Origin of the sequence: Polaromonas sp. AER18D-145, from assembly GCF_002379095.1 — a bacterium.
Classification (GTDB): Bacteria; Pseudomonadota; Gammaproteobacteria; order Burkholderiales; family Burkholderiaceae_C; genus Polaromonas.
Genome location: NZ_NBZV01000015.1, coordinates 42597 through 56503, shown reverse-complemented (window position 1 = coordinate 56503; position 13907 = coordinate 42597). Strand labels below are relative to the sequence as shown.

The 13907-nt window shown below is 62.4% G+C and carries 15 protein-coding genes and 1 other RNA gene; 9 read left to right on the top strand and 7 right to left on the bottom strand.

The genetic code is table 11. The features are described from left to right. Positions 1–58: 58 nt before the first annotated feature. The 3 genes from B7G52_RS09845 (at position 59) to B7G52_RS24040 (ending at position 2072) form a co-directional block, all read left to right on the top strand. Positions 59–838 (top strand): alpha/beta fold hydrolase, encoded by a 780-nt coding sequence (locus B7G52_RS09845; RefSeq protein ID WP_096697431.1) that lies wholly within the window; start codon positions 59–61, stop codon positions 836–838. 521 nt (positions 839–1359) lie between these two features. Next, a complete protein-coding gene (locus B7G52_RS24045; RefSeq protein WP_240523385.1) occupies positions 1360–1743 on the top strand; it encodes a hypothetical protein in 384 nt (127 codons plus the stop codon). 38 nt (positions 1744–1781) lie between these two features. Then, positions 1782–2072 (top strand): hypothetical protein, encoded by a 291-nt coding sequence (locus tag B7G52_RS24040; protein ID WP_240523384.1) that lies wholly within the window; start codon positions 1782–1784, stop codon positions 2070–2072. Between the two features lie 25 nt (positions 2073–2097). Here the strand turns inward: B7G52_RS24040 and B7G52_RS23805 are convergent, their stop codons facing one another. Further along, a complete protein-coding gene (locus B7G52_RS23805) occupies positions 2098–2277 on the bottom strand; it encodes a hypothetical protein (RefSeq protein ID WP_205853045.1) in 180 nt (59 codons plus the stop codon). Between the two features lie 271 nt (positions 2278–2548). Here B7G52_RS23805 and B7G52_RS23630 point away from each other — a divergent pair, with 271 nt between their 5' ends. Then, positions 2549–2719, top strand: coding sequence for a hypothetical protein (locus tag B7G52_RS23630; RefSeq protein WP_170954731.1), 171 nt, complete (start codon positions 2549–2551; stop codon positions 2717–2719). Between the two features lie 36 nt (positions 2720–2755). On the opposite strand, the gene B7G52_RS09830 is transcribed toward B7G52_RS23630, so the two are convergent. Both B7G52_RS09830 and B7G52_RS09825 read right to left on the bottom strand, forming a co-directional pair. Then, positions 2756–3388 (bottom strand): molybdopterin-dependent oxidoreductase, encoded by a 633-nt coding sequence (locus B7G52_RS09830; RefSeq protein ID WP_096697430.1) that lies wholly within the window; start codon positions 3386–3388, stop codon positions 2756–2758. Between the two features lie 111 nt (positions 3389–3499). Next, positions 3500–4240 (bottom strand): pseudouridine synthase, encoded by a 741-nt coding sequence (locus B7G52_RS09825; protein WP_096697461.1) that lies wholly within the window; start codon positions 4238–4240, stop codon positions 3500–3502. A 213-nt stretch (positions 4241–4453) separates the two neighbouring features. On the opposite strand from B7G52_RS09825, the gene B7G52_RS09820 reads away from it, so the two are divergent. Continuing rightward, the gene (locus B7G52_RS09820; RefSeq protein ID WP_240523383.1) at positions 4454–5713 is read left to right on the top strand and encodes a phosphatidylserine/phosphatidylglycerophosphate/cardiolipin synthase family protein; all 1260 of its coding nucleotides are present in this window, start codon (positions 4454–4456) and stop codon (positions 5711–5713) included. Positions 5714–5840: 127 nt separating this feature from the next. Here the strand turns inward: B7G52_RS09820 and ssrA are convergent. The 4 genes from ssrA to ompA form a co-directional block, all read right to left on the bottom strand. Continuing rightward, positions 5841–6227, bottom strand: a transfer-messenger RNA (tmRNA) gene (gene ssrA / locus B7G52_RS09815). A 12-nt stretch (positions 6228–6239) separates the two neighbouring features. Next, positions 6240–6905 (bottom strand): HAD-IA family hydrolase, encoded by a 666-nt coding sequence (locus B7G52_RS09810; protein ID WP_096697459.1) that lies wholly within the window; start codon positions 6903–6905, stop codon positions 6240–6242. Between the two features lie 8 nt (positions 6906–6913). Beyond that, complete coding sequence (gene ubiG / locus B7G52_RS09805; protein ID WP_096697429.1) at positions 6914–7621, bottom strand: bifunctional 2-polyprenyl-6-hydroxyphenol methylase/3-demethylubiquinol 3-O-methyltransferase UbiG; 708 nt, start codon at positions 7619–7621, stop codon at positions 6914–6916. Between the two features lie 69 nt (positions 7622–7690). Continuing rightward, complete coding sequence (gene ompA, locus B7G52_RS09800) at positions 7691–8326, bottom strand: outer membrane protein OmpA (protein WP_096697428.1); 636 nt, start codon at positions 8324–8326, stop codon at positions 7691–7693. Positions 8327–8579: 253 nt separating this feature from the next. On the opposite strand from ompA, the gene gyrA reads away from it, so the two are divergent. The 4 genes from gyrA to B7G52_RS09780 all read left to right on the top strand — a co-directional run bounded on the left by gyrA (position 8580) and on the right by B7G52_RS09780 (position 13906). After that, complete coding sequence (gene gyrA, locus B7G52_RS09795; protein WP_096697427.1) at positions 8580–11228, top strand: DNA gyrase subunit A; 2649 nt, start codon at positions 8580–8582, stop codon at positions 11226–11228. Beyond that, positions 11228–11815: a DUF2059 domain-containing protein gene (locus B7G52_RS09790; RefSeq protein ID WP_096697426.1), complete on the top strand. Its 588-nt coding sequence runs from the start codon at positions 11228–11230 to the stop codon at positions 11813–11815. Before gyrA ends, B7G52_RS09790 begins: the two co-directional genes overlap by 1 nt. 91 nt (positions 11816–11906) lie before the next feature. Next, on the top strand, positions 11907–12989 hold the full coding sequence (gene pheA / locus B7G52_RS09785; RefSeq protein WP_096697425.1) for a prephenate dehydratase: 1083 nt from the start codon (positions 11907–11909) through the stop codon (positions 12987–12989). Positions 12990–13027: 38 nt separating this feature from the next. Then, the gene (locus tag B7G52_RS09780) at positions 13028–13906 is read left to right on the top strand and encodes a prephenate dehydrogenase/arogenate dehydrogenase family protein (protein ID WP_096697424.1); all 879 of its coding nucleotides are present in this window, start codon (positions 13028–13030) and stop codon (positions 13904–13906) included. Position 13907: the final 1 nt, after the last annotated feature.

Below are 13907 nucleotides of genomic sequence, written 5' to 3'. Positions count from 1 at the left end.
GCAGGCCTTTATCAACGCGCCAGGGGCCCGGTCCGCTTACATCCCTTACGATCCGGTGATGAATTTGGTAGAGATCGCCGGCACACGGCTTGAAGTGCAGTCCATCGCCGGTTCGGCCGGCCTGGCACCGCTTGTTTTCCTGCACGAAGGCCTGGGCTCGGTCAGCCTGTGGACCCAGCGCGGCCGCAGCTGGCCGCAAGCAGTCTGCCAGGCCACCGGCCGCGCCGGCCTGGTGTATTCGCGGCGCGGCTACGGCCAGTCCGATGCCGTGCCCGATGTGCGCGGCGCCGGCCGCCTGGCGCCCGACTACATGCACCGCGAAGCGTGGGAGGTGTTGCCGGCCCTGCTGGCCAGCCAGGGCATCGCCCAGCCCGTGCTGCTGGGCCACTCGGACGGCGCGAGCATCGCCCTGCTCCATGCGAGCCGGCATCCGGTGAGCGCCGCCATCGTCATGGCGCCGCACCTGATGGTTGAGGATGTCGCGATTCAAGCCATTGCCCAGGCCACCGCGGCATTCGAGTCTGGCGCACTGCGCGTGCGCCTGGCCCGCCACCATGCCGATGTGGACTGCGCTTTCTGGCAATGGAACGACGTCTGGCTGTCGCCCGGTTTTCGCAGCTTTGACATCCGGCCCGACTGCCGGCGCATCAGTGCGCCGCTGCTGGCCATCCAGGGGCTGGGCGACGAATACGGCACCCTGGCGCAGCTCGACGAGCTGGCGCTGGCCGCGCCACAGGCCATGCAATTGCGGCTGCCCGATTGCGGCCATTCGCCGCAGCGCGACCAGCCCGACAGGACGTTGGAAGCCATTGCCGGCTTTTTGCAGCCCATGCGTTAGAAGCGCATCGGGTGGGGGTCTGGACAGCGGAAATTGGCCTCAGCAAGGACCATGGCTGCCGGATTTGCGAGCCCATCACCGGTGATGGCACAAGGAGGCAATGAAAAATGGACGGCTGCGGCCGATGCCCGGCCGCCCCGTCCCAACCCAGGCGGACTGCAAGGCGCGCTGTCAAGTCAGCAGCTGATTGCGCCCGTTCGCCATTGGCTTCAAGCGGCCAAGACCCGAATGTCCAGCGTGCTACCCCCTCCCCGGCCAAAGCGCCTGTCCGAAGCGATGCGGGTCCTGCACCGAATGGCCGGGGATTCCGGCCTACCTGTCGATGGACACGCCCAGAGTGATGGCCACGATGAAGCAAGCGCTCGACACCTTTTTGTTATACACACCACACAATTTTTAAATATAAAGGGTTAATTTCTATTTTTTTATGAAGAAATTGTGATTATTTCTATTTCCAAACACGCAAATTAGGAGCAGTGTTTAACTTGTAACTATAGGTAAGTATTCGGGGAGGTTACAACATGACGGAAAATTCGCAATGGGCGTTGATCTGGCTGTCCCTGCTGGCAATGCTCAGCCTGTGGTTTGGATTGTGGCTACATTGGGCCAAGCTGGGAAAACAACGTATCCCTGCGCATTGGCCACTGCATGCGCGGGTACTGGTGAACGCGGAGGAATTGCGGGTTTGGCGCTGGCTCGCAGAAACCTTTGATGACCATCATGTGATGATCAAAATGCCGGTGACCCGCTTCACCCGGCCAACGCCAGCGAAAACGGCCGGCACCTGTATGAATTGCTCAAGAACACCAATTGCACGTTTTCAGTGTGTGCCAGTGACGGCCACGTTGTCGGCTGTGTCGATGTACCCAAGCCTTTCGGCCTCTCGCGAAAGAGCAGTATCCTGAAAGAAAATTTACTCGCGCAATGCGGCATTTCCTACATCGTGGTCAACCCCGGCCGGCTGCCCAGCCCGGCAGAAATTCGCAACGAATTCCTCGGTGAAGTGGCGTCAAGAGCCAGGTACTTGAAGCGCGAGGAAGCCGCCGTGGAGGCCGCCCGCATCAACCTGAAAAAGACGCTGGTGCAGCAGCGCCGCATGCGCGGCCTCAAAACCGCCAATGACGAGCATGGCGGTTCCAGCGGCATACCCAGTCAGTGGCACGACGCCTTCCTCATTCAGGCCAACAGCCGTCCGGCCGAATTGAGACACGCCAACGGGTACCGGCTGACCTGAACCGGCGACGGTGCATGAAATGCGGTCAGGCCGCAATACCGGCCAGATCCGGCGCCGGCAGCAGGGTGGAAATGCTCGGGTAGCTACTGGGTTTTTGCGAACACTTGCAACCGGGCGGCCTGTGCAGAATCAGGCAGGACTTCTCATGGTATTTCCAGTCCCCGCGCTGGACCGTGAAGTTCATCTCCTCCGCTACAAAATTCATAGCTTGCTCCGTACAGGGGACGGCGGCTACAGCCACAAAACCCTGTTGAACCAAGCCGGCGCAGACGCGCCGCGTGCCAAAGCCCCGAGAGAAAAGAATGTCCGGCAATGGCATGTGGTTTGCCACACGCCTATTGCACCGGGCCGGACAGGAACAGGGTCATGGCCGACCGCGCAACAGCCCCTCGGCTTTCTGGGGCCGCCCGCGCGTCTGGGCCAGCTTTTCCTGATCGACGCAGCGGACTCTGGCACGCCTTGCCCGCGCCGGCCCCATGGCACACCTCGGCGAACTGGCGCCGGCCGCGCCGCAGACCATGCAACTGCGGGCTGCCCGACTGCGGCATTCACCGCAGCGCGACCAGCCCGACAGGACGCTGGAAGTGGCGGTGCGCTTCCTGAAGGATGTGCCCTGGGAGGCTGTGCGATTGCTATGGATTGATTAGCTGCCTGCGCCCGTCCAGCAAGGAGTTCAACGCTTTTCAGCCTGTTTTTTTGTCCGGCTCGGGAGTGCAGCCGCAGCCGTCGGTCACATCGATGTAATAGGTCGCCCAGGGACTCGAGGCAAAACGAGCAGACAGCGGCTTGGCCGCCGTGTCCGTAAACCGGTCCGCGTCGTAGACCACCCAGAGCGGGCCCAACCCGCCCAGGGCCAGTGGCCGGCCATCCAGGTGGGTGGCCACGATCACCCGGTAGTGGGTGGCGTCGGCGGCCGGCAACTGGGCCGTGTATCCGTCGACGGCATAAAGCTTGAACAGGGTCTGCGGCGTGACCGTGACGGCGCAGGCCTTCATGACGTCGGTCAGCAAGGGCCCCTTGAGCGTGTGCGGCTTGCCGTCGTATTCCAGGGTCGGCTGGATGGTGGCGGACGGCATCGCCGCCAGGCTGGCAAAGTCGAACACCCGCGCCTTGGAGAAGCTGATGTTCTGCCGCACCAGCATCCGGTCCATGGCCGGATCCAGCGCGCCACGGTTGCCGCTGCCGATCAGCCCTCCCACCGTCAACAGCGTGGAGCTGCGGGAGCCACTGGGGGCGTGCTGCGCCAGGCCCAGCGAAGGCAGGGTCACCGCCCCGATGGCGGCGACGCCCAGAAAGTGACGGCGATGGTTTTTCATGACGGCCTCCCCGGTAACATTTGTAGGTCTTTTTACAAAGAAATACAGCGTAACCGGGTGTCAGGTGCCTCCGACTGGGGTTTTCCCGATCCGGCGCTGACGCGCGTCGCCTCAGACCGTGGGTGCGCCGGCAATGGCCGCCAGGTCCTGCGCCGTCAACCAGCGCCATTGGCCGGGTTTCAGGTCGGCCGGCAGATCCAGCGACCCGATGCGGGAGCGGTGCAGGCCCGCCACGTCTTCCACCCGGTTGCCCACCGCCGCAATCATGCGTTTGACCTGGTGGTACTTGCCTTCGGTGAGGGTCAGGCGCAAGGTCTGCTCGCCGGTTTTCTCGCAGGCTGCGGCGCGCACCGGCTTGGGGTCGTCGTCCAGCACCACGCCAGCCAGCAGCTTCTGGACCTGTTTGTCATCGACCGGGTGTTTGGCCGTGACGTCGTACACCTTGGGCACATGGTGTTTGGGTGAACTCATGCGGTGGATGAACTTGCCGTCGTCAGACAGCAGCAGCAGGCCGGTGGTGTCCTGGTCCAGCCGCCCGACCGCCTGCACACCGGCCGCCGCCCCGCCGCCGCGCTGGCGAATCGGCGCCGGCAGCAGGGTGTAGATGCTCGGGTAGGTGCTGGGTTTTTGCGAGCACTCGTAGCCGGCCGGCTTGTGCAGCATCAGGTAGGCCTTCTCGTGGTATTCCCAGTCCACGCCCTGGACCGTGAAGTGCAGCCCATCCGCTACGAAATCAATAGCAGGTTCCGCACAAGGGGCGCCGGCTACAGCCACAAAACCCTGTTGAATCAAGCCGGCGCAGACGCGCCGCGTACCGAAACCCTGGGAGAAAAGAATGTCTTGAAGTTGCATGGTGACCATGGCGCTATTGTCGCCCGGCAAGTCGGGCCGCCCGCCTACTTGGCAAAGCGGCTGCTTCCCGCACAGCGCAATGTCATCGCGGCTTAAATTGCCTTGCATTGCGCGCTGGCGCAAAGCTGCCGGCGCTTGCGCCCAGGCCGCCAGTCTTTCCTTCAACCACAGCGCATGGGCAGCCCCACGATGATCAACAAAAAACGCCTTGTCATGACCATTCTCATCACCTTCCTGGCCACGCTGGCCGGTGTGCTGCTTGCCGCCAACTTCACCACCGGCGAGAAAAACGTCAACCGTGAACTCCCCCGCCTGTACAACACCGCAGACCCGCAGTACCTGCGGGCCATGGGCTCGCTGCTGGGGCCGGCGCTGGTCGGCGGCAACCGGGCGCGGGAACTGCTCAACGGCGACCAGATCTTTCCGGCCATGCTGGCCGCTATACGCGGGGCCAAACGCAGCATCACGTTTGAAACCTACATTTACTGGTCGGGCGACATCGGCCGCGAGTTTGCCGACGCACTGACCGAGCGCGCCCAGGCCGGCGTCAAGGTGCATGTGCTGCTGGACTGGGTCGGCAGTGCCAAGATCGACGGCTCCTTCCTTGAAAAAATGGAGGCGGCTGGCGTGGAGATCCGCAAGTTTCACAAGCCGCACTGGTACAACTGGGGGCGCATGAACAACCGCACCCACCGCAAGCTGCTGGTGGTGGATGGCGGCCTCGGCTTCACCGGCGGAGTCGGCATAGCACCGCAGTGGACCGGCAACGGGCAGGACGCCGACCACTGGCGCGATTCGCATTTCAGCATTGAAGGCCCGGCCGTGGCGCAAATGCAGGCGGTTTTCATGGACAACTGGCTCAAGGTGACCGGTCGGGTGATGCACGGCGAGGCCTACTTCCCGGCGCTGGCGCCCGCAGGCAACAGCCGTGCGCAGGTGTTTTCAAGCTCTCCGTCGGGCGGCAGCGAAAGCATGCAGCTGATGTACCTGCTGTCCATCACGGCTGCTGCCCGCAGCATCGACCTGTCCAGCGCGTACTTTGTGCCTGACGAGTTGACCAGCAAGGCCTTGACCGAAGCGCTCAAGCGCGGCGTCAAACTGCGCATCATCACGCCCGGCGAAATCATCGACACCGACACCGTTCGCGCCGCATCCCGGGGCAGCTGGGGCCCGCTGCTCAGGGCCGGGGCGGAGATTTACGAGTACCAGCCCAGCATGTACCACGTCAAGGCCATGGTGGTGGACCAGCTGCTGGTTTCGGTCGGTTCGACCAATTTTGACAACCGCTCCTTCCGCCTGAACGATGAAGCCAACCTCAACGTCTTCGACGCCGACTTTGCCAAACGTCAGACCCAGGTGTTTGAAGACGACCTCAAGCGCGCACGCCGGATCACCTACGAGCAATGGGAAGCGCGCCCGCTCAAGGAAAAAATCATGGAGCGGCTGGCGCTGCTGCTTGAGTCCCAGCTCTGACAAAGGCAGAAGCGGCGGGTTGCCGCAGGGCACGGAAAAGAAGTCGGGCATTGCACGTTCGGGTTGCGATTTACCCAAGAAAAAAGGCCGCTGACTATCTCTAGTTAGCGGCCTTTGTCATGCGGTCTGGTGGAGCTGGGGGGATTTGAACCCCCGTCCGCAAGCCTTGTTCGGGCAGATCTACATGTTTAGCGGTCTGATTTGAGTCTCGCCACCTGTGTCGCGCAGTCGCACGCTACACAGGACGCCAGCACCCTATTTTCTTGCCCCGGGTTAAGGTACCCAGCCCGGAGCCAGCCGATGAAATTATCTTTACAGCCGGGAGCATTTAGCTTGCGCTAAACACCCCTTGCCCAGCCCATCGGCCTGCTGTTGTAAAGCTCACTGGCAATTAAGCAGCGAGTGCGAAACGTTCGTCGTTTGCAGTTAGTTTGTTTGAATCAGTTTTACGAGCACACTCAGCTCGACATGCACCACACCGCGTCCGAACCCACGTCGAAACCAATGCAGCCCCAAGTTAACTAGTTTAAGCCATTCGCAGCAAATTCAAGAGGGATGACGGCGAAACAATGGTGGCGTCGGCTTTCCAGTGACGGGTATCTGCCAGCACACCGAGGTAACCGTAGGCTGCGGCCACGGTCGGCATGCCGGCGGCGCGCCCGGCGACGATGTCCCGCTCGTCATCACCGACATAGACACAGCGCCCGGGATGGAGCTGGAGCTGACGGGCGGCTTCCAGCAGCGGCGCCGGATGCGGCTTGGCGTGCGGGGTGGTGTCGCCACTGATGATGGTCCGCGCGGAGCCAAACAGCGGCATCCTGCGCGTCAGCGGCAGGGTAAAACGCGCCGATTTGTTGGTCACCACGCCCCATTTGAGGCCGGACCGGTCAATTTCCGCAATCAGCTCGGCCACGCCGTCAAAGGCATAGGTGCGCTCGGTCATGCAGGCTTCGTAGTTGGCAAAAAATTCTTCTTTCAGCTCGCTAAAACCGTCGTCGTCGGGCGTCAGCCCGAAAGCAATATCAATCATGCCGCGCGCGCCCGCACCGGCCATGGGCCGGTAATCGGCCAGCGGCAGCGGCGCCAGCCCGCGGTCGGTGCGCATCTTGTCGGCGGCAGCGCCCAGGTCGGGCGCACTGTCGATCAGCGTGCCATCCAGATCGAACAGCACAGCCTCAATGTCGTTGAACATCGGCCCCATCACGGTTTCTGCGTGGCCAGCAGGTAATTGACGCTGGTGTCGGCACTGAGCCAGTAATGCCCGGTCAGCGGGTTGTATTCCATGCCTTTCGTCTGCTGCAGATCGAGCCCGGCACGGCGGCAATAAGCGGCCAGTTCGCTGGGTTTGATGAATTTGGCGTATTCATGGGTGCCACGTGGCAACAGGCTCAGTACGTACTCCGCTCCGACGATGGCAAACAGAAAGGCCTTGGCATTGCGGTTGATCGTGGAAAAGAACACCTGGCCACCGGGCCTGACCAGCGTCGCGCAGGCCCGCACCACAGAGGACGGGTCGGGCACATGCTCGAGCATTTCCATGCAGGTGACCACATCAAAGCTCCCCGGCTGTTCGGATGCCAGTGCTTCAGCACTGATCTCCCGGTACTCGACGCCCTGGGTATTGGCCTCGAGCGCGTGAAGCTGCGCCACCTTGAGCGCCTTGGTCGCCAGGTCGATGCCCAGAACCTGGGCGCCCCGGCGGGCCATGGCATCGGCGAGAATGCCGCCACCGCAGCCAATATCGAGGACGCGCTTGCCCTGGAGCGGCGCCAGGGCCTCGATCCAGCCCAGCCGCAAGGGATTGATCTGGTGCAGGGGGCGGAACTCGCTCTCGGTGTCCCACCAGCGGTGGGCGAGATCGGAAAATTTGGCCAGCTCGGCCGGGTCTGCGTTTTCAGTGGTGTGCATGGATCTGATTATCGCCCGCCCATAAAAAAACCGCGCCGTAGCGCGGTTTTTTAAGCGATCCTTGGAGGATTACTTGTTGGCGCGGGTGCCAACCACTTCGATTTCCACGCGACGGTTCTTAGCGCGGCCTTCAGCAGTCTTGTTGTCAGCAACTGGCTGTTTCTCGCCTTTGCCTTCAGTGTAGACGCGGTTTTTCTCGATGCCCTTGGACACCAGATAAGCCTTGACAGACTCCGAGCGGCGAACCGACAGCTTCTGGTTGTAGGAATCGCTACCCACTGCATCGGTGTGACCGACAGCAATGATGACTTCCAGGTTGATGTCCTTGATCTTGCCGACCAGGTCGTCAAGCTTGGCTTTGCCTTCAGGCTTGAGCACAGACTTGTCAAAGTCGAAGAACGCGTCAGCGGCGTAAGTGACCTTGGTGGCTGCGGGAGGAGCTACCGGTGCGGGAGCAGGACGGGCGGCAGGAGTTGCGGCGGCGGGAGCCGGGGCAGGAGCTGCTACAGGAACGATAGCGCCGTCGCAACCTGGGGCGGCAGTAGCCGGGGTCCAGTTAGCATCGCGCCAGCAGTATTCGTTGGTTCCGTTTTTCCAGACCAGCTCATTGGTGCCGTTTTTCCAGTTGTCAATTGTTTGTGCACCAGCGGCGGTTGCAAGCGCTGCGGAAGCAAACAACATTGCCACTTTGTTGAGTTTCTTCATGGTTCTCCTCTAGAGAAAAGCCGCAGACTTGCTGCGATTGGATACACGCCGTAAGTGACCATCACTCAAAGCGTTACAGTTATTGTGCCATAGCTCATTGACCGTTCAAGCGCGCTATCGGCTTCGTCTGACAGAGAATCGAGATTCTTTGTTTTTTGTTGCGGACTTGCCACACCCCGATCAGGCCCTGCTCAGGCCTTAAAATCAGCAGGCTTATCTCCCTGCGCGTTGCAATATCCTTTTCAGGCCTCTCATGACCCAGTTTGCCAAAGAAACCCTGCCCATCAGTCTTGAAGAGGAGATGCGGCGCAGCTACCTGGATTACGCGATGAGCGTGATCGTGGGTCGCGCCCTGCCCGATGCGCGCGATGGCCTCAAGCCGGTGCACAGGCGCGTGCTGTTTGCGATGCATGAGCTCAACAACGACTGGAACCGGCCTTACAAGAAATCGGCCCGAATCGTCGGCGACGTGATCGGCAAGTACCACCCGCATGGCGACCAGTCGGTTTATGACGCGATTGTGCGCATGGCCCAGGACTTTTCCATGCGCCACATGCTGGTGGACGGCCAGGGCAACTTCGGCTCGGTGGATGGCGACAGCGCCGCGGCCATGCGTTACACCGAGGTGCGCCTGTCCAAGATCGCCCAGGAGATGCTGACCGACATCGACAAGGAAACCGTCGATTTCGGGCCCAACTATGACGGCAGCGAAAAAGAGCCGCTGGTTCTTCCTTCGCGCATTCCCAACCTGCTGATCAATGGCTCGGGCGGCATCGCGGTGGGCATGGCCACCAACATCCCGCCGCACAACATCAACGAGGTCGTTGATGCCTGTCTGCACCTGCTGAAAAACCCCCAGGCCAGCATCGACGAGCTGATGGAAATCATCCCGGCACCCGACTTCCCCACCGCCGGCATCATTTACGGCATCAACGGGGTCAAGGACGGTTACCGCACCGGCCGCGGCAAGGTGGTCATGCGTGCGCGCTGCCACTTCGAGGACATCGACAAGGGCCAGCGCCAGTCCATCATCGTTGACGAGCTGCCTTACCAGGTCAACAAGAAAACGCTGCAGGAACGCATGGCCGAGCTCGTCCACGAGAAAAAAATCGAGGGCATCAGCCACATCCAGGACGAAAGCGACAAGTCCGGCATGCGGCTGGTCATCGAGCTCAAGCGCGGCGAAGTACCCGAGGTGGTGTTGAACAACCTGTACAAGCAGACGCAGCTGCAGGACACCTTCGGCATCAACATGGTGGCGCTGGTCAACGGTCAGCCTAAGCTGTGCAACCTGAAAGACCTGATCCAGGTGTTTCTGTCGCACCGCCGCGAGGTGGTCACGCGGCGCACGGTATACACGCTGCGCAAGGCGCGCGAGCGCGGCCATGTGCTCGAGGGCCTGGCCGTCGCGCTGGCGAACATTGATGACTTCATCGCCATCATCCGCAACGCGCCGACACCGCCGGTCGCCAAGGCCGAGCTGATGCTGCGCCCCTGGGACAGCAGCCTGGTGCGCGAGATGCTGACGCGCACCCGCGCGGACGGAGGCGTGGTCAATGCCGACGACTACCGCCCGGACGGGCTGGAGAAGGACTTCGGCATGGGCAGCGACGGCCTGTACCGCCTGTCCGAAACCCAGGCTCAGGAAATCCTGCAGATGCGCCTGCAACGCCTGACCGGCCTGGAGCAGGACAAGATCGTCGCCGAGTACAAGGAAGTCATGGCGGAAATCGACGACCTGCTCGACATCCTGGCGCGTCCGGAACGTGTCTCGACCATCATCGGCGAAGAACTCGCCGTCATCCGCCAGGAATTCGGCCAGTCCAAACTGGGCCTGCGCCGCAGCCAGGTCGAACACAGCTCGTTCGACCTGAGCACCGAAGACCTGATCACGCCCACCGACATGGTGGTCACACTCTCGCACACGGGCTACATCAAGAGCCAGCCCCTGTCGGAGTACCGGGCGCAAAAACGCGGCGGTCGCGGCAAGCTCGCCACGGCCACCAAGGAAGACGACTGGGTCGACCAGCTCTTCATCGCCAACACGCACGACTACATCCTGTGTTTTTCCAACCGCGGCCGGCTCTACTGGCTCAAGGTGTGGGAAGTGCCGGCGGGATCGCGTGGCTCGCGCGGCCGGCCCATCGTCAACATGTTCCCGCTGCAGGAAGGCGAAAAAATCACGGTGGTGCTGCCGCTGACCGGCGAAAAGCGGACCTTCCCGGCGGACCAGTATGTGTTCATGGCGACCAGCATGGGCACGGTCAAGAAAACCCCGCTGGAAGACTTCAGCAACCCGCGCAAGGCCGGCATCATTGCCGTGGACCTCGATGACGGCGACTACCTGATAGGCGCCGCGCTGACCGACGGCAAGCACGACGTGATGCTGTTCTCGGACGGCGGCAAGGCGGTGCGTTTCGATGAAAACGACGTGCGTCCGATGGGCCGCAATGCCCGCGGCGTGCGTGGCATGATGCTCGACGAAGGCCAGGGCGTGATCGCCATGCTGGTGGCGGAAGATGAAGAACAAAGCGTGCTGACGGCCACCCAGAACGGCTACGGCAAACGCACCTCCATCCAGGAATACACGCGTCATGGCCGCGGCACCAAAGGCATGATTGCCATCCAGCAAAGCGAGCGCAACGGCAAGGTCGTCGCCGCCACCCTGGTTCACACCGACGATGAAATCATGCTGATCACCGACAAGGGTGTACTGGTTCGCACCCGTGTCAGCGAGATCCGGGAAATGGGTCGCGCCACCCAGGGCGTCACACTGATCGGCCTCGACGCAGGCTCCCAGCTCAGCGGCCTGCAGCGCATCGTGGAGAACGACGCCAGCCTGGACGACAATGAAACCGACACAGACACAGGCACACCTGCCTCCAACCCGGAAACGAATTGATGAAAAAACTGCTCACCACCCTCCTGATTGCTGGCTGCGCCTTCTCGGCCGCGAGCCAGGCCCAAACGACTGATCCCAAGCTCGAGTGGGCCACTCGGCTGGTCGCCCTGCAGCAGGGGCCGGACCTGGACAGCCTGGTCGAACAACTGGCCGGCAGCGCCACCCAGGACCTGATCGCCGGCTGGGAATCCAGGCTGGAAACCTCCGTCCCCCCGGCCAAACAGGCCAAGGCTACCGAAGACCTCAACGCAGAGCTTGCCAAGTTCGCCGCAGATGCCAACAAGATCATCGGCAGCAAGGTCAGCCAGGCCAACAGGGATGCCCTGGTGCCGGCCTACATGGACCGATTCACCCTGGACGAACTCAAGCAGCTCACCGCTTTTTTTGAGTCTCCAGCCGTGAAAAAATACAAGGCAACCACGCCTGATCTGGTCAATGTCTTTGTGAAAAAACTGGTGGAGTCCTCCAGAACCGAGATCCAGGCCCGCGCCAAGCAGTTCAATGAAACCGCCACCAAAATCGTAGGCACTGCACCAGCGGCCAAACCTGCAGGCGCTGCACCAGCGGCCAAACCCGCGAAGAAATGACGCGCGGCTGTTTCCCCAAGCCGGCGTGCCGTCGCCCAACCTTCCGCCTGTGCGACGCCGTCCTGCCCGCCGGGCTTGAGACGCCTTATCCATGACCCAAAGCCTTCAGCAACTTCGCGTAAAAATCGACTCGGTCGACCAGCAATTGCTGGCGCTTCTGAACCAGCGTGCCGCGCTGGCCAACGAGGTCGGCGAGATCAAACGCCAGGACGGCTCGCCCGTCTTCCGGCCGGAACGTGAGGCCCAGGTCATCCAGGGGCTGCAGGCGGCCAACCCCGGTCCGCTCAAAGGGGACAACATCGCCCACATCTGGCGCGAAGTCATGTCGGCCTGCCGTGCGCTCGAGGCGCCCCAGCGCGTGGCCTACCTCGGCCCCGCCGGCACCTTCAGCGAACAGGCGGCGGTGCAGTTTTTCGGCTCCAGCATCGAACACGTGCCTTGCGCCAGCTTTGACGAGGTGTTTCGCGCCGCGACGGCCGGCACCGCCCAGTTCGGCGTGGTCCCGGTAGAAAACAACACCGAAGGCGTGGTGACACGCACGCTGGACCTGTTCCTGAATTCGCCGCTGCATGTGGTGGGCGAAACCAGCCTGCTGGTGCGCCACAACCTGCTGCGCCTGACGGCGTCGCTCGACGGCATCGAGGTCGTGCTGGCCCACGCACAGGCGCTGGCGCAATGCCAGGGCTGGCTCACCACGCATCTGCCCCACGCCGAGCGGCGCGCAGTCTCCAGCAACGCAGAAGGAGCGCGCCTGGCGGCCAGCAACCCCGCGTGGGCCGGCATCGCCAGCGAGCGTGCGGGTGCCGAATTCGGCCTGCACATTGCGGCCCATGCGATCCAGGACGACGCTTTCAACCGCACCCGCTTCGCCGTGATCTGCCTGCCGCAGGTGCTGGCCGCGCCGCAGGCGTCGGGCAAGGACTGCGTCAGCCTGATCGTGTCGGTTCCGAACAGGCCAGGCGCTGTCCACGACATCCTGGTCCCGCTGAAGACCCACGGCGTGTCGATGACACGCTTCGAGTCGCGCCCTGCCCGCTCGGGCCAGTGGGAGTACTTTTTCTACATCGACTTGCAGGGCCACCCTTCGCAGCCCAACGTGGCTGCGGCCCTGAAAGACCTGCAGCAGCTTTGTGCGTTCTACAAAGTGCTGGGCACCTACCCGGTCAGCGACTGAAAAAATGAATCAATTGCAGGCAACCTTGGCACCCCTTCATGTTTGAACAGTTAGGTTTGATTGGCTGCGGCCTGATGGGTGGCTCCTTTGCACTGGCGCTCAAACGCGCCGGTCTGGTCAAGCGGGTGGTGGGTTACAGCAAGTCGCCGTCCACGACCGAACGCGCACGCCAGATGGGCGTGATCGACGTGGAAGCGCCTTCGGCTTTGCTGGCGGTGTCCGGCGCCGACATCGTGCTGCTGGCCGTGCCGGTGTCCGCCACCGAGGCCACCTTCAAGGCCATCCGCCACCTGGTCACCCCTACGACGTTGATCATGGACGTCGGCTCCACCAAGCGCGATGTCGTGGACGCCGCGCGCCGGGTGCTGCGCGACCACCTCGGCTGTTTTGTGCCGGCCCATCCGATCACCGGCAAGGAAGTCTCGGGTGTCGAACATGCCGATGCGGACCTGTACACCGGAAAGCAGGTCATCCTGACGCCGATCGAGCGCACCTTCACGGTCCAGCTTCAGAAAGCCGTGGATGTCTGGACGGCGCTGGGCTGCAACGTCGTCAAGATGTCCCCCCAGTCGCATGACGCTGCGTATGCCGCCGTCAGCCATCTGCCGCACCTGATCGCGTTTGCGCTGATCAACAGCATCTCCGGCCAGGCCCAGGGCAATGACTACCTGTCGCTGGCCGGCCCGGGGTTTCGCGACTTCACCCGCATTGCGGCGAGCGATCCCAAAATGTGGCGTGACATCCTGATTGCCAACCGGGAAGAGTTGCTGGAGCAGTCGAAGATTTTCCAGGCCACCCTGCACTCGCTTGAAAAACTGATCAGCAGCGGCGATGGCGATGCGCTGGAAGCAGGTATCGACCATGCGAGCCACACCCGTGCCAACTGGCGGATGACCCCCCCCAAAGCTCTCAAATAGG

Bases quoted from the DNA above. Each gene is read 5' to 3' on its own strand.
- B7G52_RS09845 (WP_096697431.1), top strand. From the start codon at position 59: ATGAATTTGGTAGAGATCGCCGGCACACGGCTTGAAGTGCAGTCCATC.
- B7G52_RS24045 (WP_240523385.1), top strand. From the start codon at position 1,360: ATGACGGAAAATTCGCAATGGGCGTTGATCTGGCTGTCCCTGCTGGCA.
- B7G52_RS23805 (WP_205853045.1), bottom strand. From the start codon at position 2,277: ATGAATTTTGTAGCGGAGGAGATGAACTTCACGGTCCAGCGCGGGGAC.
- B7G52_RS23630 (WP_170954731.1), top strand. From the start codon at position 2,549: ATGGCACACCTCGGCGAACTGGCGCCGGCCGCGCCGCAGACCATGCAA.
- B7G52_RS09830 (WP_096697430.1), bottom strand. From the start codon at position 3,388: ATGAAAAACCATCGCCGTCACTTTCTGGGCGTCGCCGCCATCGGGGCG.
- B7G52_RS09825 (WP_096697461.1), bottom strand. From the start codon at position 4,240: ATGCAACTTCAAGACATTCTTTTCTCCCAGGGTTTCGGTACGCGGCGC.
- B7G52_RS09820 (WP_240523383.1), top strand. From the start codon at position 4,454: ATGACCATTCTCATCACCTTCCTGGCCACGCTGGCCGGTGTGCTGCTT.
- B7G52_RS09810 (WP_096697459.1), bottom strand. From the start codon at position 6,905: ATGTTCAACGACATTGAGGCTGTGCTGTTCGATCTGGATGGCACGCTG.
- ubiG (WP_096697429.1), bottom strand. From the start codon at position 7,621: ATGCACACCACTGAAAACGCAGACCCGGCCGAGCTGGCCAAATTTTCC.
- ompA (WP_096697428.1), bottom strand. From the start codon at position 8,326: ATGAAGAAACTCAACAAAGTGGCAATGTTGTTTGCTTCCGCAGCGCTT.
- gyrA (WP_096697427.1), top strand. From the start codon at position 8,580: ATGACCCAGTTTGCCAAAGAAACCCTGCCCATCAGTCTTGAAGAGGAG.
- B7G52_RS09790 (WP_096697426.1), top strand. From the start codon at position 11,228: ATGAAAAAACTGCTCACCACCCTCCTGATTGCTGGCTGCGCCTTCTCG.
- pheA (WP_096697425.1), top strand. From the start codon at position 11,907: ATGACCCAAAGCCTTCAGCAACTTCGCGTAAAAATCGACTCGGTCGAC.
- B7G52_RS09780 (WP_096697424.1), top strand. From the start codon at position 13,028: ATGTTTGAACAGTTAGGTTTGATTGGCTGCGGCCTGATGGGTGGCTCC.